An 18901-nucleotide genomic window follows, 5' to 3' on the forward strand; every position below is an offset into this window, starting at 1 on the left:
GCGCAGGTGGACCCCGGCTCCCGGCCCGCCGGGCCTTCGCGGTAGACAGGTCCCGTGGAGCACTTGACGATCGCGACCGTGGCCGAGACGAACCCCGACTTCCGCCGGGTCCTGTGGACCGGCGAGCACAGCCAGCTCGTCATCATGACCATCCCGCCGGACGGGGAGATCGGGCAGGAGGTGCACCCGGACACCGACCAGATCCTGACCTTCGTCAGCGGTGTCGGGGAGGCGCGGATCAACGGGGAGACGCAGGAGGTCGCGCAGGGCGACCTGGTCTGCGTCCCGGCCGGCGCCGAGCACAACTTCGTGAACACCGGCCCCAACCCGCTGGTGCTCTACACCGTCTACGGGCCGCCCGAGCACGCCGACGGCGCGGTGCACCACACGAAGGAGGAGGCCGACGAGGCCGAGGAGTCCGGCCAGGACGAGCCGCCGGCCTGACCTCCCGCCGGCTCAGCCGGCGCGGCGGGCCCGGACGGCGCGGAGCAGCGCCCGGACGAGGAGTCCGGAGGCGAGACCCCAGAACGCCGCGCCGATGCCGAGCAGGCTGAGGCCCGAGGCGGTGGCGACCAGGGCGACGACGGCGGCCTCCCGGTCGTCGGGGTCGGCCAGGCAGCGCTCGAGGGCCGAGCCGAGCGGGCCCAGCAGGGCCAGCGCGGCGACGGTGATGACCAGCCCGGGCGGTGAGTGCGTCAGGACGAACGCGGCCGCGGCCGACGCCAGCCCGAGGACGACGTAGGTCCCGGCGGCGGAGACGGCGGCCACCCAGCGGCGTCGCGGGTCCGGGTGGGCCTCGGGCGAGGCCGCGAGGGCCGCCGAGATCGCGGCCAGGTTGACGGCGTGCCCGCCGGCCGGTGCGCTCAGCGCCGAGACGGCGGCGGTGACCAGCATGGTCGGGCGCCACGGGACGGTGTAGCCGTAGGTCTTCATCACGGCCACGCCGGGCGCGTACTGCGAGGCGATGTTGACCAGGAACAGCGGGACGCCGAGCCCCAGCAGCAGCCGGGCGTCCCACGTCGGGGCCGTCCAGGTCAGCCGCGGGGCCAGCGCCGCGGCGGTGGGGGTGGCGTCCAGGGTGAGCGCGACGACGACCAGCGCGGCCAGCAGCGCCAGCGGCACGGCCCAGCGGCGGGCGAAGGCGTAGCCGACCAGCCAGGTGAGGAGGATCGGCGCGGCGTACACCGGCGTCCGGCCGAGGGTGGTGAAGGCGGTCAGGCAGATCGGCAGCAGCACCCCGGCCAGCATCGCGTTGGCGACCGACAGCGGGATCGCGGCCAGCGTCCGGGACAGCCAGGGCCACCAGCCGGTCAGCGCCGTCAGGGCGGCGACCAGCAGGAAGGTCCCGATCGCCGCCGACCAGACGGCCCCGTCGGCGGCCGCGCCCGCGAGCAGGGCGGCGCCGGGGGTGGACCACGCCAGGGTCAGCGGGATGCGGTGGCGCAGCGCCAGGACGACGATGCCGGCGGCCATCGCCAGCAGGAGCACGAGCAGCCCCGACGCGGCCTGCGCCGTCGTCGCGCCCTGCGCGGTCAGCCCCGTCAGGACGAGCGCGAACGACGACGCGAACCCGACGACGGCGGTGACCACGCCGGCCAGCACCGCGCCGAGCAGGTGCCCGCGCGTCGCCGACGGGTCGGCGGTGGTGCTCAGAGCGACTGGCGGTGCCGCTGCACCATCTCGAGCAGGTAGGTGCCGTACCCCGACTTGAGCAGGGTGCGGGCGCGCTCCTCCAGCGCGTCGTCGCTGAGGAAGCCCTGCCGCCAGGCGGCCTCCTCCGGGGCGCCGACCTTGAGCCCCTGCCGGGCCTCGATGGTGCGGACGAAGTTGTTCGCGTCGTTCATCGACTCGAAGGTCCCGGTGTCCAGCCAGGCGGTGCCGCGCGGGAGCACGCCCACCTGGAGCCGGCCGGCCTCGAGGTAGTGCCGGTTGACGTCGGTGATCTCGTACTCACCGCGCGGCGACGGCTGGAGGTCGCGGGCGATGGCGACCACCTCGTTGTCGTAGAAGTACAGCCCGGGCACCGCGTAGTTCGACTTCGGCTGCGCCGGCTTCTCCTCCAGGGAGATCGCCGTGCCGGCGCGGTCGAACTCGACGACGCCGTAGGCGCTGGGCTCGGCGACCCAGTAGGCGAAGACGGCGCCGCCCTCGACGGTGGCGAACCGCTGCAGCTGGGTGCCGAGGCCGGGGCCGTAGAAGATGTTGTCGCCCAGGACGAGGGCGACGTGGTCGTCGCCGATGAAGTCGGCCCCGATGACGAAGGCCTGCGCCAGCCCGTCCGGGGAGGGCTGCTGGGCGTAGCTGATGGAGATGCCGAACTGCGAGCCGTCGCCCAGCAGCCGCTCGAAGCCGGGGGCGTCGTGCGGCGTGGTGATCACCAGCACGTCGCGGATGCCGGCGAAGATCAGCGTCGAGAGCGGGTAGTAGATCATCGGCTTGTCGTAGACCGGGACCAGCTGCTTGCTGATGCCGAGGGTGACCGGGTGCAGCCGCGTGCCGGAACCGCCGGCCAGGATGATGCCTCGCATGGCGAGCAAGTGTGGCACTGCCGGCGTGGCGGGGTCCCCCGCCGGACGGTGACGGGCCGCCGGGTGAGCAACGTCACCCGGGCCGGCCTCGTCGCGACCGGCCCACCCGTGGCGGTTCCCTAGGATGTCGGCCATGACTGCCTACCTGGTGACGGGCGGTGCGGGCTTCATCGGTTCGAACTTCGTCCGCCACGTCCTCGACCACACCGACGCCCTCGTCACCGTGCTGGACCTGCTGACCTACGCCGGCAACCCCCAGTCGGTCGAGGGGCTGCCCGAGGACCGCTTCACCTTCGTCCACGGCGACATCTGCGACGCCCGGCTGGTCGACCAGCTGGTCCAGAACTCCGACGTCGTCGTCCACTTCGCCGCCGAGTCGCACAACGACAACTCACTGCTGGACCCGTCACCCTTCATCAGCACCAACCTGGTGGGCACCTACACGCTGCTCGAGGCGGTCCGGCACCACGAGAAGCGCTACCACCACATCTCCACCGACGAGGTCTACGGCGACCTGGAGCTCGACGAGCCCACCCGGTTCACCGAGGCGACGCCGTACAACCCGTCCAGCCCGTACTCCTCGACCAAGGCCGGCTCCGACCTGCTGGTCCGCGCGTGGGTGCGCTCGTTCGGGGTGCAGGCCACGATCAGCAACTGCTCCAACAACTACGGGCCGTTCCAGCACGTCGAGAAGTTCATCCCGCGCCAGATCACCAACGTCATCGACGGCGGCCGGCCCAAGCTCTACGGCGCCGGCCTGAACGTCCGCGACTGGATCCACGCCGACGACCACAGCGCCGCGGTCCTGCGGATCCTCGAGGCGGGCGCGATCGGTGAGACCTACCTGATCGGCGCGGACGGGGAGAAGAACAACCTGCAGGTGGTCGAGACGATCCTGGAGCTGCTCGGCCAGCCCCGTGACGCCTACGACCACGTGAACGACCGGCCGGGGCACGACCTCCGCTACGCCATCGACTCCACCAAGCTGCGCACGGAGCTCGGCTGGGCGCCGGCCTACCCGGACTTCGAGGCGGGGCTGGCCGCGACGATCGCCTGGTACCAGGGGAACGAGGGCTGGTGGCGCCCGCAGAAGTCGGCCACCGAGGCCAAGTACGCCGTCCAGGGGCAGTGACCCGGTGACCCCCCTCACGGTGACCCGCACCCCGGTCGACGGGCTGCTCGTCGTCACCCTCGACGTCCGCGCCGACAACCGCGGCTGGTTCAAGGAGAACTGGCAGCGCGCCAAGATGACCGAGCTGGGCGTCCCCGACTTCACCCCCGTGCAGAACAACGTCTCGTTCAACACCGCCGCCGGGGCGACCCGCGGCATCCACGCCGAGCCGTGGGACAAATTCGTCTCGCTGGCCCGCGGCCGCATCTTCGGCGCCTGGGTCGACCTGCGGCCCGGTGCCGGGTTCGGCACCAGCTTCACCCTGGAGATGGGCCCCGAGACGGCCGTCTTCGTGCCCCGCGGGGTGGGCAACGCCTTCCAGACGCTGGAGGACGAGACGGCCTACTCCTACCTGGTCAACGACCACTGGAGCCTGGCGGCCAAGGAGTCCTACACCTTCCTCAACCTGGCCGACGAGACGGTCGCCATCCCGTGGCCGATCCCGCTGGGGCAGGCCGAGCTGTCCGACGCCGACCGGGCGCACCCGCGGCTCGCGGAGGTCCGGCCGATGCCGGCGCGGAAGACCCTCGTCATCGGGGCGGGCGGGCAGCTGGGCCGGGCGCTGACGGCGCAGTGGCCCGACGCGACGGCGGTCACCCGCGCCGAGCTGGACCTGGCCGATCCGGCGTCGGTCGCGGCCTTCGACTTCGCGCCCTACGGCGTGGTCGTGAACGCGGCGGCGCACACCGCCGTCGACACCGCCGAGTCGCCCGAGGGCCGCCGCGAGGCCTGGGCGGTCAACGTCACCGGCGTCGCCGCCCTGGTCCGGGCCGCCCGCGAGCACCGGTCCACCCTGGTCCACGTCTCCTCCGACTACGTCTTCGACGGGACCGTCGCCGAGCACACCGAGGACGAGCCGCTCAGCCCGCTGGGCGTCTACGGCCAGACCAAGGCGGCCGGGGACGCCCTGGTGGCGACCCTGCCGTCCCACTACCTGCTGCGCACCAGCTGGGTGATCGGGGAGGGCCAGAACTTCGTCGCCACCATGGCCGCGCTGGCCGACCGCGGCGTCCAGCCCTCCGTCGTCGCCGACCAGGACGGCCGGTTGACCTTCACCAGCGAGATCGCCCGGGCCGTCGACCACCTGCTGGCGGTCGGGGCCCCGTCCGGGACCTACAACGTCAGCGGGGCCGGCGAGGTGACCAGCTGGGCCGACATCGCCCGGATGGTCTTCAACGAGCGCGGACGGCCGGGCTCCGAGGTCATCTCGGTGACGGCCGCCGAGTACGGCGCGGGCAAGGCGCTCGCGCCGCGACCGCGGCACAGCGCCTTCGTCCTGGACAAGATCCGCGCCACCGGGTTCGAGCCCGCCCTGGTCGCCGACTCCCTCAGCGCCTACCTGCGGTCGGTCTAGCGCACCGCTCCCTGAGCTGGTCCAAGGACCCTTCGACCGGCTCAGGGGACGTGACCGCCCGGCGAGCGCCGTCGCTCAGCGCGCGGTCGGCGCCGTCGGGTGGGCGGCGGCCCCGGCCAGCTCGGCCTGCTCGACCGGGCCGGGGGCCGGGACTGTCGCCCGGGTGCGCACCCCGAGGGCGGCGAGGGCCAGCAGCACGCCCGCGGCGACGACACCCCAGAAGCCGAGCTGGGCACCCCCGGCGTCGATGAGGGCGCCGAGGCCGGCCGCGCCCAGCGCCAGCCCGCCGGCCAGGCCGGTGGAGGTCCAGCCGAGGGCCTCGGTGAGCCGGGCCTGCGGCACGGCGGCCTGGGTGACGGCCACCGAGGCGATCAGCGTCGGCGCGATGGCCATCCCGCTCAGCACCAGCAGGGCGGCGACCAGCAGCGGCTGGTGCACGAACGGCAGCGGCACCAGCGAGAGCGCGAGGGCGGCCGAGCCGACCCGGAAGCGCGCGGCGGGGGAGCGGCGCCAGGCCACCGTGCCGGTGAGCACCCCCGAGACCAGCGAGCCCGCGGCCCAGGCCATCAGGATCGCGCCGGCGAAGGGGAGCACGCCCGCCTCGGTGGCGAACGCCACCACCACGACCTCCATGCCACCGAAGACCGCCCCCAGCGCCACCGAGGCCACGACGACGGGGGCCAGCGCGGCCAGGTGGATCCCGGCCGCGGGCGCGTCGGTGCTGCGGCGCGGCCGGCGCGGCGGCTCGGTGCCGCGCTGGCCGGCGAGGACCAGGGCCCCGGCCAGGCCGACGACGCCGGCGACGCCGAGGGCCAGCGCCGGGTCGACGGTGGTGGCGAGGAAGGTGACGAGCACGGGCCCGACGATGAAGATCACCTCGTCCAGCACGGCCTCGACCGCGAAGGCGGTGTCCAGCAGCGGCGAGCCCTGCAGCCGGTGGCTCCAGCGGGCGCGGACGGCCGAGCCGGCCGAGCTGAAGCCCAGGCCGACGCCGACGGCCGCGGCCAGCACCGCGGGCAGCGACCAGCCGGCCTCGACGGCGACGACGAGGACGGCCAGGCTGACGGTCCAGATCGCGGCGGCCACGACGAGGACGGGCGCCTGCCCGAGCCGGTCGATGGTCCGTCCCCACAGCGGGGCGCTGACCGCGCCGGCCAGCGTCACGGTGGCCGTCACCACCCCGGCGACGGCGAAGGAACCGGTGCTGAGCGAGACGAGCAGCACGATGCCGATCCCGGTCATGGCCATCGGCAGCCGCGCGACCAGACCGGCGAGGCTGAACCCACGCGCTGCGGGGTCGGCGAGCACCGTCGCGTAGGTGCGGAGACCGGCCTTCACGTTTTTCCTCCTCTGACAAGATCGCAGCGTGACCCTGGACCACCGCACCACCGCGCACGACGACGACACGACCCCCCAGCCCCGCGGAGCGGGCTCGACGCTACTCGCGCCCTACGACAGCCTGCTGCTGGTTTCTTTCGGCGGGCCCGAGCAGCCCGACGACGTGGTGCCGTTCCTCGAGAACGTGACCCGCGGCCGGGGCATTCCCCGCGAGCGGCTCGTCGAGGTGGGGCAGCACTACTACCTGTTCGGCGGACGCAGCCCGATCAACGACCAGTGCCGGGACCTGCTCGCCGCGCTGCGGGCCGAGCTGGACCGGCGGGGGATCGACCTCCCGCTGCACTGGGGCAACCGGAACTGGGACCCCTACCTCGACGCCGAGGTGCAGGCCATGGCGGCCGCCGGCCACCGGCGGGTGCTGTCGGTGCTGACCAGCGCCTACCCCTCCTACAGCTCGTGCCGGCAGTACCGCGAGAACCTGTACGACGCGGTCCAGGGCACCGCGGTGCAGGTCGACAAGATCCGGCACTACTCCGACCACCCCGGCTTCGTCACCGCGTCGGTCGACGCGACCCTGGCCGCGCTGGACTCGCTCGGTGAGCACGGCGACGGGGCGCGGCTGGTCTTCGTCACGCACTCCATCCCCACCGCGATGGCGGAGGCCTCCGGTCCGGCCCCGCGCAGCGCGGAGGGCGGCTACCTCGACTGGCACCGGGCCGTCGCCGCCGCCGTCACCCGCCAGGTCGACGCGCGGCGCGGCCGTGAGCACGGCCACGACCTCGTCTTCTGCTCCCGCTCCGGCCCGCCCAACCAGCCGTGGGCCGAGCCCGACGTCAACGACCACCTGACCGCCCTGCACGCGACCGGCACGGCGGCCGTGGTCGTCGTGCCGATCGGCTTCATCTCCGACCACATGGAGGTGATCTACGACCTCGACACCGAGGCGTCGGAGACCGCCGAGCAGCTGGGCCTGCCCTTCGCCCGGGCGGCGACGGCCGGCACCCACCCGGCCTTCGTGTCCGGGCTCGTCGACCTCATGCTGGAGCGTGCGGCCGCCGCCCGCGGCGAGGACCCGGCCCGGCCCGTCGTCGACGACGGGCCGGTCGGCTGGTACGACTGCCAGCCCGACTGCTGCCGCAACCTGCGCGACCCCGGTCGGCCGGCGCTCTGCCAGGTCGGCGGACCGGTCAGCACCCCCTCCGCGCCCACCCGCTGACCGGCACCGCCCGACCGGCCCGTCCGGCCAGGCTCGCCGCGGGCGCCGTTTCCCGGTCCGGGCCACCGGGTACTGGGGCCTCGCACGGCCGTCGTCCCGCACGAGACGGTCTAGCCTCCCGCCCGCCGCACCCGGCGGCGGGAATGTCACACGCCCTCCGGCGTTGTAGGGGGCGCGCTCGCCCGAGGCGAGCGCTCGACTTGCTCCGTGTGATAGAGATGCGCACGCAAACTGAGCAGGCACGAACGACGCAGGACCCGGGAAGGGAACGATGGCGACCGATTACGACGCCCCGCGCAAGACCGACGAAGAGCTGAACGAAGACAGCATCGAAGAGCTGAAGACCCGCCGCAACGACAAGAACTCCGGCAAGGTCGACGAGGACGAGACCGAGGCCGCGGAGTCGTTCGAGCTCCCCGGAGCCGACCTCTCCCACGAGGAGCTGACCGTCCGGGTGCTGCCGCGGCAGTCCGACGAGTTCACCTGTGCGGGCTGCTTCCTGGTCCGCCACCGCAGCCAGATCGCGGAGGAGCGCTCCAACGGCGAGGAGTACTGCTTCGACTGCGCCGGCTGACCCACCGCGGTCAGCCAGGCCGGGCTCGCGAGCCCACCCACCGGGCCCTCGTCCCCTCCCGCCACGCGGGCGCGGACCGGGGCCCGACGCGCAGGTCACGATTGGACAAACATGCTGGTGACGGCGCCCGCTGCATGATCAACTTGGCCTGCACTCCAGAGCCCGCGGCTCGGTGTGCAGGCCAGTTCTGCCGTCGGGGGCCGTCCCGCCCCGGCAAGGAACCCCTGCTGCGCCGCGACCCACCCCGGATGTGCCGGTCTGATTGGGGGCAGTCAGTCCGGACAGAGAGCCGCCTCGCGTCCTCCAGACGCGAGGCGGTGATCCGGCCGCTCGTCAGTGACCGGGCGTGCCCAGCCCCGTGCGCTTCACCAGCAGCCGGGTGACGGCCAGGCCGGCCGCCATCGCCAGCGCCCAGGCCCGCGCCTGGGCCTTCGGGACGTCGGGGTCGTCCACGTGGGGCGGTCGGGCGCCGGTGACCACGCGCCAGCCCACGGACACCAGGCCCCGGGTCACCAGCGTCGTGCCCAGCGCGACCCCGATCACCCAGACCTTGCCGAGCACCTTCTCGGTGACGGTGGTCGGCAGCACGGTGGTCGAGGGCACGGTCGTCGACGAGGGAGGGGTCGACGGCGGGGCGGTCGGCAGCGGGGCGGGCGCGCTCATGGCCTCATCCTAAGCAGCCGCGACGGCTAGGGTCGCCCCATGCTCTACCGGGAACGCCTGACCGTGCCCGCGGCGTGGTGGGTGCTGGCCGCGCTGCTCGCGGTCAGCCTGCTGGCCGCCGTCGGCTTCTACCTGGGTCCCGTCTGGGGCATCGCGGTGGCGGTCGCCGCGATGGCGGTCGCCGCCGGGTTGTTCTGGTCCACGGCGGTGGTGATCGAGGTGGACGACGAGGAGCTGCGGGTGGGCCGCGCGGTCATCGGCCGCACCTGGATCAGCGGCTGCGCGGCCCTGGACGTCGCCGCCACCGACGTGCGGGGCGGGACCGGTGCCGACGCCCGCGCCCACCTGGTGCTGCGGCCCTACGTGCCCACGGCCGTGGAGATCACCCTCGACGACCCGGCCGACCCGGTGCCCTACTGGCTGGTGTCGAGCCGCCGGCCGACCCGGCTCGCCGCCGCCCTGGGCCCGGCCGCGGACGCGGTCGGATGAGCGTCGGCCCCGACCTGCCGGTGCTCTTCCGCCGGCTGCACCCCGACGTCGAACCCCCGGTCTACGCCCACCCCGGCGACGCGGGCGCCGACCTGCGGTGCCGGGAGGCGTTCACCCTGGCCCCCGGCGAGCGGCGGCTGGTCGGGACCGGCCTGGCGATCGCGCTGCCCGACGGCTACGCCGCCTTCGTCCACCCGCGCTCCGGCCTCGCCGCTCGCTCCGGCGTGACCGTGGTGAACGCGCCGGGCACCGTCGACGCCGGCTACCGGGGGGAGATCCGCGTCTGCCTGCTGAACACCGATCCGCGGCAGCCCGTCGCCTTCGCCGCGGGCGACCGGATCGCCCAGCTGGTCGTGCAGCAGGTCAGCCGGGTCCGGTTCGTGGCGGCCGACGAGCTCCCGGACTCGGTGCGGGGATTTGGAGGTCACGGGTCGACGGGAGGAACATCGGGCGGGTGATCTTCCGGCGCACCAAGAAGCGGTCCGACGAGCCCGAGCTCGACGACACCGCCACCCCCGAGACCACCGACGACCTGGACGCCGGCGACGCGCCCGGCCCCGACGCGGAGGGGACTCCCGACGGGGAGGTCGAGCTGGACCTCGACGCCCTGGACGCCGCGGACTGGCGTGCGCAGGGGCCCTTCGACATCGCCGAGCTGGACGAGGACGACGACCTGGCCGGCACGCCCGAGATGCCCCGGATCGACCTCGGGGCCATGGTGCTGGCCGGCTTCCCGGGCGCCGAGCTGCGGCTGCAGATGTCGGAGGAGACCCAGCAGATCGTGTCCGCGATGCTCGTCCTCGGTGACTCCGCCCTCGAGCTGGGCGCCTACGCCGCCCCCCGCAGCGGTGGTCTCTGGAGCGAGCTGCGCGAGGAGATCGCCGCCGCGGCGACCGAGGCGGGCGGTTCCGCCTCCCTCGCCGAGGGCCCGTTCGGCGTCGAGCTGCGGCGGCTGATCCCCGTCAGCACCCCCGAGGGCGAGCAGGGCTACCAGCCGTCGCGGATGTGGGTGGCCGAGGGCCCCCGCTGGCTGCTGCGGGGCATCGTCTACGGGCAGGCGGCCCTCGAGGACGGCCTGGGCTCCCCGGTCGCGGAGATGCTGACGGCGTTCCGCTCGGTCGTCGTCCGGCGCGGCGACGAGGCCATGGCGCCCGGCGACCTGCTGCCGCTCTCCATGCCGCAGAACCTCGTCGCGGCCGACGAGCCACCCGCGTGAACGTCCGGGGCCGCGCACGCGAACAGCAGCCGACGGTTGACTCCGGTGGGATGCTGGGAGCAGGAAGATCCACCGTCGACCGAGGAACTCATGTGACCAGCGACATCCGTCCGGTCAAGGAGAGCAGGCTCTCCCGCGCGCTCCGCCGGCTCGCCTCCTCCAACGCCGAGCTGGAGTCCGAGGAGCTGCAGCAGCAGGTCCGTGACGAGGGGGCCGTCCCCATCCAGACCTGCGAGGACCGCCAGCAGGTCGCCCTCACCGGGACCGTCGCCACCGTCACCATCACGCCCCGCGGCGGCCATCCCGCGCTGGAGGTCGAGCTGCGCGACGGCTCCGGCGCCGTCACCCTGCTGTGGCTGGGCCGCCGGCAGATCCCCGGCATCGACCCGGGCCGCACCATCAAGGTGTGGGGCCGGATCAGCTGCCACGAGGGTCGGCGGCTGATGTACAACCCGCGCTACGAGCTGCTCTGCAACCCCCACAGCTGACCCGCACCCCGACGGCGGCGAGCCCGCGGTGACAAGTGGCTGAGCCGGCCCGCGCCGACGACCCGACCGCGCCCCGTGCCGGGCCCGACGCCCCGCCGCCCCACCGCTACGTCGAGGAGCTGGTCCGCGCCGAGCTCGGCCGCACCCTCGGCGGGGCGCGGGGGATGGTCGAGTCGGCCCTGCCGTTCGTCGCCTTCACCGTCGCCTGGGTGCTGACCCGCCAGCTCTACCCGTCGCTGGCCGCGGCCGCGGCCGTCGCCGCCGTCGGCGCGGTGGTCCGGCTGGTCCAGCGGCAGTCGGTGCGCTTCGTCCTCCAGGCCGTCGTGCCGACGGCGATCGCGGCGCTCGTCGCCTCCCGGACCGGCCGGGCCGAGGACGTCTTCCTGCCGGGCATCCTCTACAACGGCGCGCTGGCCGTGGTCTCGGTGCTGACGATCGCCGTCCGCCGGCCGCTGCTCGGGTTCCTCGTCGGCGCCGCCCTCGACGACCCGACGGGGTGGGTGCGCGACCGGGGGCTGGTCACCCTGAGCTCCCGCCTGACGGCGGTGCTGACGGTGCCGTACCTGCTCCGGTTCGTCGTCCAGCTGCCGCTGTTCCTCGCCGGTCAGGTGGTGTGGCTGGGGGTGGCGAAGGTCGTGCTCGGCTGGCCGCTCCTCGTGGCCGCGCTCGCGGTGATGGGCCTGCTGCTGTCCCGCGGGCGGACCCCCGTCGACCCGGACGCGCCCCGAGCCGGCGGCCCGGGCGGTCCACCGCCCGGGCCGGTCGGGCACGGGCCCGGCGTCGGCGGATGACCGACGAGCGTCCGTGCCCCTGCGGCAGCGGGGCGGCCTACGGCGCCTGCTGCGAGCCGCTGCACGACAACCGGGTGCCGGCCGAGACGGCGGAGCGGCTGATGCGCTCGCGGTACGCCGCCTACGCCCTCGGCCGGCTGGACCACGTGCTGCGCACCTGGCACCCGCGGACCCGGCCGCACGAGCTGGGCGACGTGCCGGGGCTGACCTGGACCGGGCTCACGGTGCTGGCTGCGGAGGGCGGGCAGCCGGGTGACGACGAGGGCGTGGTGGAGTTCCTGGCCGCCTACCGGACGGCGGACGGGCCGGGCGCGCAGCACGAGCGCAGCCGGTTCCGCCGGCGCGCGGGCCGCTGGTTCTACCTCGACGGCGAGCCCGACGGCCACTAGTCAGATGGTGCCGACCCGCGGCGTCCCGGTGGCCAGGTTGGCCACGGCGATGCCGCCGCGGCGCGGGGAGAGCATGTCGGCGAGCTGCCGCTCGTAGTCCTGGGCGGTGACGAACAGCAGCTCGTCGCCGGTCTCCAGGGTGCCGTCGGTGTCGGGCGCCTGCGCGTGGCCGTCGCGGATGATCGCCACCAGCACCACGTCGCCCGGCCAGTCGAGGTCGCCGATCCGCAGCCCCACGCAGGGGCTGTCGCCGGGCAGCGTCATCTCGACGAGGTTCGCCGCGCCCTCGTGGAACGTCAGCAGCCGGACCAGGTCGCCGACGGTCACCGCCTCCTCGACCAGGGCCGACATCAGCCGGGGGGTGGAGACGGCGACGTCGACGCCCCAGACCTCGTTGAACAGCCACTCGTTCTTCGGGTGGTTCACCCGGCCGACGGTCCGCGGCACCCCGAACTCGGTCTTGCACAGCAGCGACATGACGAGGTTCGCCTTGTCGTCCCCGGTCGCGGCGATCGCGACGTCGCAGCTGTCGATGCCGGCCTCCTCCAGGGAGGAGAGCTCGCAGGCGTCGGCCAGCAGCCACTCGGCCTGCGGGAGGGTGTCGGACTTGATGGCCCGGGGGTTCTTGTCGATGAGGAGCACCTCGTGCCCGTTCTCCACGAGCTCGGCGGCGATGGAACGGCCGACGTTGCCGGCTCCGGCGATGGCCACCCGCATGGTCAGTCCTCTCGGGTCGGGGGTGCGTGGTCGGTCGGCGGTGCGGCCGGGGCCACGTCAGCCGGCCCTGGTCACGGGAGGGGACCCGAGGACGGTCTCGACCGTCGCCAGCCGCGCGTCCTCGACCGCGGCGTAGGCGAGGTCACCGTCCTGGAAGACGGTGCGGCTCTTGGGCACGATGCCGGTGCCGAGCCGGAACAGGAAGGGGATCCGGGCGCCGGTCGCCTCCTCGAGCTGCTCGACGGTGCGGCCCACCCAGGCGCGGTCGACGTGCACCTCCATCAGCCGGACCGAGCCCGACGGGTCCCGCCAGTGCGGCTCGGAGCCGGCGGGCAGCAGCCGGCGCAGCACCTGGTCGGCCGTCCAGCGGACGGTGGCGACGGTGGGGATGCCGAGCCGCTCGTAGACCTCGGCGCGTCCCGGGTCGTAGATCCGGGCCACGACGTTGGAGACGTTGAAGGTCTCGCGGACCACCCGGGCGCTGAGGATGTTGGAGTTGTCACCGCTGGACACCGCGGCGAAGCCGTCGGCTCCCTCGATGCCCGCCTCCAGCAGCACCTCGCGGTCGAACCCCACGCCCTTGACGGTGCGGCCCGCGAAGTCGGGGCCCAGCCGGCGGAACGCATCCACGTCGATGTCGACGACGGCGACGGTGTGCCCCCGCTTCTCCAGGCTCCGGGCCAGGCTCGAGCCGACCCGGCCGCAGCCCATGATCACGATGTGCACCCTCGGGAGTCTAGGAGCACGACGCCCCGTCCGTGCCCCCGGGCGGGGCGCGCCCCGCCTGCGCGTCCGAGCGGCCCCGGAGCGATTAGGCTCCTCAGACGTGGCCACCCTGTCCGACATCAGCAAGCGGCTGCTGGTCGGGCGGAAGCTCCGCAGCAGCCAGATGGGCGAGACCCTGCTGCCCAAGCGGATCGCCCTGCCCGTCTTCGCGTCCGACGCGCTCTCCTCGGTCGCCTACGCGCCCGACGAGATCCTGCTGACCCTGTCGCTGGCGGGGCTGGCGGCCTACGCCTTCTCCTGGAAGATCGCCATCGCGGTCGCCGTGGTCATGCTCGTGGTCGTCGCGTCCTACCGCCAGAACGTGCACGCCTACCCCTCCGGCGGCGGGGACTACGAGGTGGCCACGGTCAACCTGGGGCCCAACGCCGGCCTGACCGTCGGCAGCGCCCTGATGGTCGACTACGTCCTCACGGTGGCGGTGTCCATCTCCTCGGGGGTGCAGAACGCCAAGTCGGTGCCGCTGCTGCACTTCCTCGACGGCCACGAGGCCCTGGCGGCCTCGATCGCCGTCATCGTGCTGATGGCGCTCAACCTGCGCGGGGTGCGCGAGTCCGGCGGCGTCTTCGCGGTCCCCACCTACTGCTTCATGGTCGGCGTGCTCGTGATGGTCGGCTACGGCCTGTTCCGGATCCTCGTGCTCGGCGAGCCGCTGCAGGCGGAGAGCGCGAAGTTCGGCATCGAGCCCGACCCCCAGTACGCCGCCTTCACCGGCTTCGCCATGGTGGCCCTGCTGGCCCGCACCTTCTCCTCCGGCTGCGCGGCGCTGACCGGCGTCGAGGCGATCTCCAACGGCGTGCCGGCGTTCCGCCAGCCCAAGAGCAAGAACGCGGCCACCACCCTGCTGCTGCTGGGGACGGTGGCGGTCACGATGCTCGTCGGCGTCGTGGTGCTCGCCCGGCTGACCGGGGTGAAGCTCATCGACGCCGGTCGCTCGTACTACACCCTCGACGGCCAGCGGGTCGAGGTGATCGAGAAGACCGGCATCGCCCAGCTGGCCGACGTGGTGTTCTCCGACTTCCGGCCGGGCTTCTACTTCGTCATCGCCGCGACGTTCATCATCTTGTTCCTGGCCGCGAACACCGCCTTCAACGGCTTCCCGGTGCTGGGCTCGATCCTGGCCAAGGACGGCTACCTGCCCCGCCAGCTGCACACCCGCGGCGACCGGCTGGCCTACAGCAACGGCATCGTCGTCCTGGCCTTCATGGCCGTCGTGCTGATCGTGGCGTTCGACGCCGACGTGACCGCACTCATCCAGCTCTACGTGGTGGGGGTGTTCGTCTCCTTCACCGTCAGCCAGCTGGGCATGCTGCGGCACTGGACGCGGCTGCTGAAGGACGAGGTCGACCCCGCCGCCCGCGCGAGGATGCGCCGCTCGCGGGTCATCAACGCCGTCGGCCTGACCATGACCGGCACCGTGCTCGTGATCGTGCTGCTGAGCAAGTTCACCCAGGGCGCCTACATCGCCATCATCGCCATGGCCGCGATCTTTCTGCTCATGAAGGGCATCCGCCGGCACTACCAGCGGGTGTCGGAGGAGACCGCGCTCGTCGAGGGCGAGGACCGGACGCTCCCCAGCCGGGTCCGCGCCATCGTCCTGGTCTCCAAGCTGCACAAGCCGACGCTGCGGGCGCTCGCCTTCGCCAAGGCCGCCCGGCCCAGCACGCTGGAAGCGCTCACCGTCGACGTCGACGAGGAGGAGACGTCCCGGCTGGTGAACGCGTGGGAGGAGGCCGGGATCAAGACCCCGCTCAAGGTCATCGCCTCGCCCTACCGGGAGGTGACCAACCCGATCCTCGACTACGTGCGCAACGTGCGCTCGGAGAGCCCGCGCGACGTCGTCACGGTCTACATCCCCGAGTACGTCGTCGGCCACTGGTGGGAGCAGATCCTGCACAACCAGAGCGCCCTGCGGCTCAAGGGCCGGCTGCTGTTCACCCCCGGCGTCATGGTCACCTCGGTGCCGTACCTGCTGGAGTCCTCCGGCAAGGCCAAGGAGCGGCTGGAGCGGGAGACGCTGAACGACAACGCCCGCCGGTCGCTGCGCGGGTGAGCACCACCGTGACCCCGGGCGCCCTGCTGGGACCCGTCGAGGTGGGGCCGGTGGCGCACGGCGGCCACTGCGTCGCGCGCCTCCCGCTGGAGGGCGAGCCGGAGGGCTCCGGCGGGGGTCGGGTGGTGTTCGTCCGGCACACCCTGCCGGGGGAGCGGGTGATGGTCCGGGTCACCGACGACAGCCACGCCTCGTTCTGGCGCGCCGACGCCGTCCAGGTGCTGGAGGCCAGCCCGGACCGCGTGGTCCCGCCGTGCCCGGTGGCCCGCCCCGGGCTGTGCGGTGGCTGCGACTTCCAGCACGTCGACCTGCCCGCCCAGCGGCGGCTGAAGACGGCCGTGGTCGCCGAGCAGCTGCAGCGACTGGCCGGGGTCGACTGGGACGGCGAGGTGGTCGGCGTCGACACCCCCGAGACCGCCGACGGGCTGCACTGGCGGACCCGGATGCGCTACCAGGTCGACGACGACGGCCGGGCCGGGCTGCGCGCCCACCGCTCGCACGAGGTCGTGCCGCTGCCCGACGGCGGCTGCCCCATCGCCTCCCGCGCCACCCCGGCCGTCACCGGGACCCGCTGGTCACCCGGGGCGGAGCTGGTGGCCGTGGCCGCCGCCGACGGCCCGGCGCTGCTGGTCGACGGCCAGGTCCGCCAGGGCGGCACCGAGGTCGTCGAGGCGGCGGCCGGGCGCCGCTTCGAGGTCGCCACCGACGGCTTCTGGCAGGTGCACCCGGCCGCCGCCGCCACCCTGATGGACGCCGTGCTCGACGGGCTGGCGCCGCAGCCGGGCGAGCGGGCCTTCGACCTCTACTGCGGCGTCGGGCTCTTCGCCGGCGCGCTCGCCGCGGCGGGCTGCCGGGTCTGGGGCCTCGAGGCCGGGCACGGCGCCGTCCTGGCCGCCCGGCGCAACCTCGAGGAGTTCGGCGACCGGGTGCGGCTGCGCGCCGACCGCGTCGAGCGCGGGCTGACCAAGCTGCCCGGACGCGCCGACCTCGTCGTTCTCGACCCACCCCGCAGCGGCGCCGGCAAGCAGGTGGTGGCGGGTGTCCTGGCCCGCCGTCCGCGCGCGGTGGCCTACGTCGCCTGCGACCCGGCCGCCCTCGCCCGCGACCTCGCCACCGCCGTGCGGCACGGCTACGCGCCGACCAGCATCCGCGGCTTCGACCTGTTCCCCATGACCCAGCACGTCGAGTGCGTCGCCGTCCTGCAACCCGCCGGATAGGGGTTTCGGGCGGCGGCTAGCCTTGACCCGGTCGTCGCGAGCGCGGGGACGACGGAGGGCAGTCGCCCCCGTCGAGCAGCGCGAGGAGCGTCGATGGTGTCCAGGTCGCGGATCCCGCGCTCACTCGGAGTCGGTCTCGCGACCGCCTTCCTCGCCTCCGGGGTGGTCACCGCCTGCGCGAGCGAGCAGGAGACCTACACCGAGGACGTCTACTGCGCCACCGAGGACGGCACGATCATCGACGAGAAGTACTGCGACGACGAGCGCTCGGGGGGCTTCGGCGGCGGCTTCATCTGGATCGGCGGCTTCGGCGGCGGCTGGGGTCCCGGCTACCGGCTCCCGGCCAGCCAGCGCACGGCCAGCATGCCCTACAACGACGCGGCGGCCCGGCAGCGTGCCGGCCTGCCGGCCACCGGCCGGGTGACCGGCAGCGGCGGGCTGGGCGGGAAGGTCACCAAGACGCGGGCCTCGAAGGGTGGCGGCTTCGGCGGCTCGTCCCGGGGCGGGAGCGGCAGCTGATGGAGCGTCGTCCGAGCGGCGTCGTCCGCGAGAACTGGCCGGAGATCGTCACCGAGCAGGGGCTCACCTACTGGCAGACCCTGCTGCCCGACGGCAGCACGCGGTCGTACTGGAGCGAGAGCGCCCACTACGCGTTCAGCGCCGCCGAGGTCGAGCAGATGCACGCCGACCTCGAGACGCTGCTCGACATGTTCGTCACGGCCGGGGACTTCATGCTGGCCCACCCCGAGCTGATGGACCGGATGGGCATCCCGGGCTTCGCGCGGCTGGAGATCGCCCGCAGCTGGGACCGCCGCGACGCCCAGGGCGAGCCGGTCGACTGGGGCAGCGTCTACGGCCGGATCGACGCCGTCTACGGCGGCAACCGCTTCCTCGACCTGCAGACCACCGACGCCCAGGACAAGTTCGACGACGCGCTGGGCCGCATCCGGCTGTACGAGTTCAACGCCGACACCCCGACCTCGCTGCTCGAGACCGCGATCGTCCAGTGGAGCTGGTTCGAGGCGACGAAGCAGGGCGAGGACCAGTGGAACGGCGTCTTCGAGATGCTGGTCGACGCGTGGAAGCGCAACCTGGCCCACGCCGAGCGCGAGCTGGGCCGCAAGCCCGTCGTCTACTTCGCCTGCACCTGGTACGACAACCTGCTGCCGGAGTTCGTCGAGGCCGTCCCGGCGGAGCAGCGGGCCGAGATCCGCGTCGAGGACTGCTCCTACGAGGACCTGCAGAACCTGCGGGTGATGCAGGAGACCTGCCGGCAGGCGGGCTATGAGACGGAGTGGCTCTACGTCGAGCAGATCCACCTGGGTGCGGACGGCCGCTTCTACGACGGCCGCTTCCCCGACGGCGAGCAGCGGCACCTCGACGTGGTGTTCAAGCTGCACGCCTGGGAGCACATCTGCGCGGAGCCGTTCGGCGAGGCCGTGTTCGCCGACATGGCCAAGCCCGGCGGGACGATCTGGATCGAGCCGCCCTACAAGATGCTCTGGTCGAACAAGGGCCTGCTGCCGGTGCTCTGGCAGCTCTTCGGCCGCGACGCCGAGCGGAGCAAGCTGCTGATCCCCGCCTGGTTCGACGGCGACCAGCCCGAGGGGCTGGCCAGCTACGTGCGCAAGCCGCTGCTGGGGCGCGAGGGCGCCAACGTCACCGTGGTCGTCGACGGCGAGACCGTGCTGAGCACCCCCGGTCCCTACGGGGACCAGGCGTGCGTGGTGCAGGCGTACGCGCCGCCGCCCGACTTCGTCGGCTTCGAGGGCGACAACTACCCGACCCTGGGCCTCTGGTACGTCGACGGCGAGCCGGCCGGGCTGGACCTCCGGGAGAGCCCGGGCGTCGTCGTCGACAACCTCAGCGTCTTCGTGCCGCACGTCATCCGGGGCTGAGCGCCCTCCCCACCAC

General features: G+C 73.7%; 21 protein-coding genes. 15 read left to right on the forward strand and 6 right to left on the reverse strand.

Features of this window, described 5'->3' with window-relative positions:
- Window positions 1-54 precede the first annotated feature (54 nt).
- Window positions 55-444 carry a cupin domain-containing protein gene (locus tag BLT72_RS08430; protein WP_091411967.1) on the forward strand — a complete coding sequence of 130 codons (390 nt, stop codon included), beginning with the start codon at window positions 55-57 and terminating at the stop codon, window positions 442-444.
- A gap of 12 nt (window positions 445-456) precedes the next feature.
- Here BLT72_RS08430 and BLT72_RS08435 read toward each other — a convergent pair whose 3' ends face one another.
- Complete coding sequence (locus BLT72_RS08435) at window positions 457-1602, reverse strand: benzoate/H(+) symporter BenE family transporter (protein WP_231930450.1); 1146 nt, start codon at window positions 1600-1602, stop codon at window positions 457-459.
- 47 nt (window positions 1603-1649) lie between these two features.
- A complete protein-coding gene (rfbA, locus tag BLT72_RS08440) occupies window positions 1650-2528 on the reverse strand; it encodes a glucose-1-phosphate thymidylyltransferase RfbA (protein ID WP_091411973.1) in 879 nt (292 codons plus the stop codon).
- Window positions 2529-2661: 133 nt separating this feature from the next.
- On the opposite strand from rfbA, the gene rfbB reads away from it, so the two are divergent.
- Together rfbB and BLT72_RS08450 are read left to right on the forward strand one after the other, a co-directional pair.
- On the forward strand, window positions 2662-3660 hold the full coding sequence (rfbB, locus tag BLT72_RS08445; protein WP_091411976.1) for a dTDP-glucose 4,6-dehydratase: 999 nt from the start codon (window positions 2662-2664) through the stop codon (window positions 3658-3660).
- 4 nt (window positions 3661-3664) lie between these two features.
- Window positions 3665-5053, forward strand: coding sequence for a sugar nucleotide-binding protein (locus tag BLT72_RS08450; RefSeq protein WP_091411979.1), 1389 nt, complete (start codon window positions 3665-3667; stop codon window positions 5051-5053).
- A 75-nt stretch (window positions 5054-5128) separates the two neighbouring features.
- Here the strand turns inward: BLT72_RS08450 and BLT72_RS08455 are convergent, their stop codons facing one another.
- Window positions 5129-6391 carry an MFS transporter gene (locus BLT72_RS08455; protein WP_091411981.1) on the reverse strand — a complete coding sequence of 421 codons (1263 nt, stop codon included), beginning with the start codon at window positions 6389-6391 and terminating at the stop codon, window positions 5129-5131.
- Window positions 6392-6419: 28 nt separating this feature from the next.
- Between BLT72_RS08455 and BLT72_RS08460 the strand changes: the two genes are divergently transcribed.
- Window positions 6420-7607: a ferrochelatase gene (locus BLT72_RS08460; protein WP_342587396.1), complete on the forward strand. Its 1188-nt coding sequence runs from the start codon at window positions 6420-6422 to the stop codon at window positions 7605-7607.
- 271 nt (window positions 7608-7878) lie between these two features.
- Window positions 7879-8181, forward strand: coding sequence for a DUF4193 domain-containing protein (locus BLT72_RS08465; protein ID WP_091411984.1), 303 nt, complete (start codon window positions 7879-7881; stop codon window positions 8179-8181).
- 333 nt (window positions 8182-8514) lie between these two features.
- Here BLT72_RS08465 and BLT72_RS08470 read toward each other — a convergent pair whose 3' ends face one another.
- Window positions 8515-8844 carry a DUF4235 domain-containing protein gene (locus tag BLT72_RS08470; RefSeq protein ID WP_091411986.1) on the reverse strand — a complete coding sequence of 110 codons (330 nt, stop codon included), beginning with the start codon at window positions 8842-8844 and terminating at the stop codon, window positions 8515-8517.
- Between the two features lie 39 nt (window positions 8845-8883).
- Between BLT72_RS08470 and BLT72_RS08475 the strand changes: the two genes are divergently transcribed.
- The 6 genes from BLT72_RS08475 (at window position 8884) to BLT72_RS08500 (ending at window position 12217) form a co-directional block, all read left to right on the forward strand.
- A complete protein-coding gene (locus BLT72_RS08475; protein ID WP_091411988.1) occupies window positions 8884-9333 on the forward strand; it encodes a DUF3093 domain-containing protein in 450 nt (149 codons plus the stop codon).
- A complete protein-coding gene (gene dut / locus BLT72_RS08480; RefSeq protein WP_091411991.1) occupies window positions 9330-9791 on the forward strand; it encodes a dUTP diphosphatase in 462 nt (153 codons plus the stop codon). Before BLT72_RS08475 ends, dut begins: the two co-directional genes overlap by 4 nt.
- A complete protein-coding gene (locus tag BLT72_RS08485) occupies window positions 9788-10549 on the forward strand; it encodes a DUF3710 domain-containing protein (RefSeq protein WP_091411993.1) in 762 nt (253 codons plus the stop codon). The genes dut and BLT72_RS08485 overlap by 4 nt, the downstream gene beginning before the upstream one ends.
- Window positions 10550-10641: 92 nt before the next feature.
- Window positions 10642-11037: an OB-fold nucleic acid binding domain-containing protein gene (locus BLT72_RS08490; protein WP_091411996.1), complete on the forward strand. Its 396-nt coding sequence runs from the start codon at window positions 10642-10644 to the stop codon at window positions 11035-11037.
- 35 nt (window positions 11038-11072) lie between these two features.
- Window positions 11073-11828 carry a DUF3159 domain-containing protein gene (locus BLT72_RS08495; RefSeq protein WP_231930451.1) on the forward strand — a complete coding sequence of 252 codons (756 nt, stop codon included), beginning with the start codon at window positions 11073-11075 and terminating at the stop codon, window positions 11826-11828.
- Entirely contained in the window at window positions 11825-12217 is a 393-nt protein-coding gene (locus tag BLT72_RS08500) for a YchJ family protein (protein ID WP_091411998.1), read from the forward strand. Before BLT72_RS08495 ends, BLT72_RS08500 begins: the two co-directional genes overlap by 4 nt.
- On the opposite strand, the gene BLT72_RS08505 is transcribed toward BLT72_RS08500, so the two are convergent.
- The gene (locus BLT72_RS08505) at window positions 12218-12934 is read right to left on the reverse strand and encodes a potassium channel family protein (RefSeq protein ID WP_091412000.1); all 717 of its coding nucleotides are present in this window, start codon (window positions 12932-12934) and stop codon (window positions 12218-12220) included.
- Between the two features lie 57 nt (window positions 12935-12991).
- Window positions 12992-13660, reverse strand: a complete 669-nt coding sequence (locus BLT72_RS08510; RefSeq protein ID WP_091412003.1) for a potassium channel family protein — start codon at window positions 13658-13660, stop codon at window positions 12992-12994.
- A gap of 163 nt (window positions 13661-13823) precedes the next feature.
- On the opposite strand from BLT72_RS08510, the gene BLT72_RS08515 reads away from it, so the two are divergent.
- From BLT72_RS08515 to BLT72_RS08530, 4 genes are all read left to right on the forward strand, one after another.
- Window positions 13824-15770 (forward strand): APC family permease, encoded by a 1947-nt coding sequence (locus BLT72_RS08515; RefSeq protein ID WP_197677351.1) that lies wholly within the window; start codon window positions 13824-13826, stop codon window positions 15768-15770.
- The gene (locus BLT72_RS08520) at window positions 15767-16987 is read left to right on the forward strand and encodes a class I SAM-dependent RNA methyltransferase (RefSeq protein WP_091412005.1); all 1221 of its coding nucleotides are present in this window, start codon (window positions 15767-15769) and stop codon (window positions 16985-16987) included. Before BLT72_RS08515 ends, BLT72_RS08520 begins: the two co-directional genes overlap by 4 nt.
- A 93-nt stretch (window positions 16988-17080) precedes the next feature.
- Window positions 17081-17506: a hypothetical protein gene (locus tag BLT72_RS08525; RefSeq protein WP_091412007.1), complete on the forward strand. Its 426-nt coding sequence runs from the start codon at window positions 17081-17083 to the stop codon at window positions 17504-17506.
- On the forward strand, window positions 17506-18885 hold the full coding sequence (locus BLT72_RS08530; RefSeq protein ID WP_091412011.1) for a glutathionylspermidine synthase family protein: 1380 nt from the start codon (window positions 17506-17508) through the stop codon (window positions 18883-18885). The genes BLT72_RS08525 and BLT72_RS08530 overlap by 1 nt, the downstream gene beginning before the upstream one ends.
- Window positions 18886-18901: the final 16 nt, after the last annotated feature.

The organism is Friedmanniella luteola (genome assembly GCF_900105065.1).
In the GTDB taxonomy this organism is placed as follows: domain Bacteria; phylum Actinomycetota; class Actinomycetes; order Propionibacteriales; family Propionibacteriaceae; genus Microlunatus; species Microlunatus luteolus.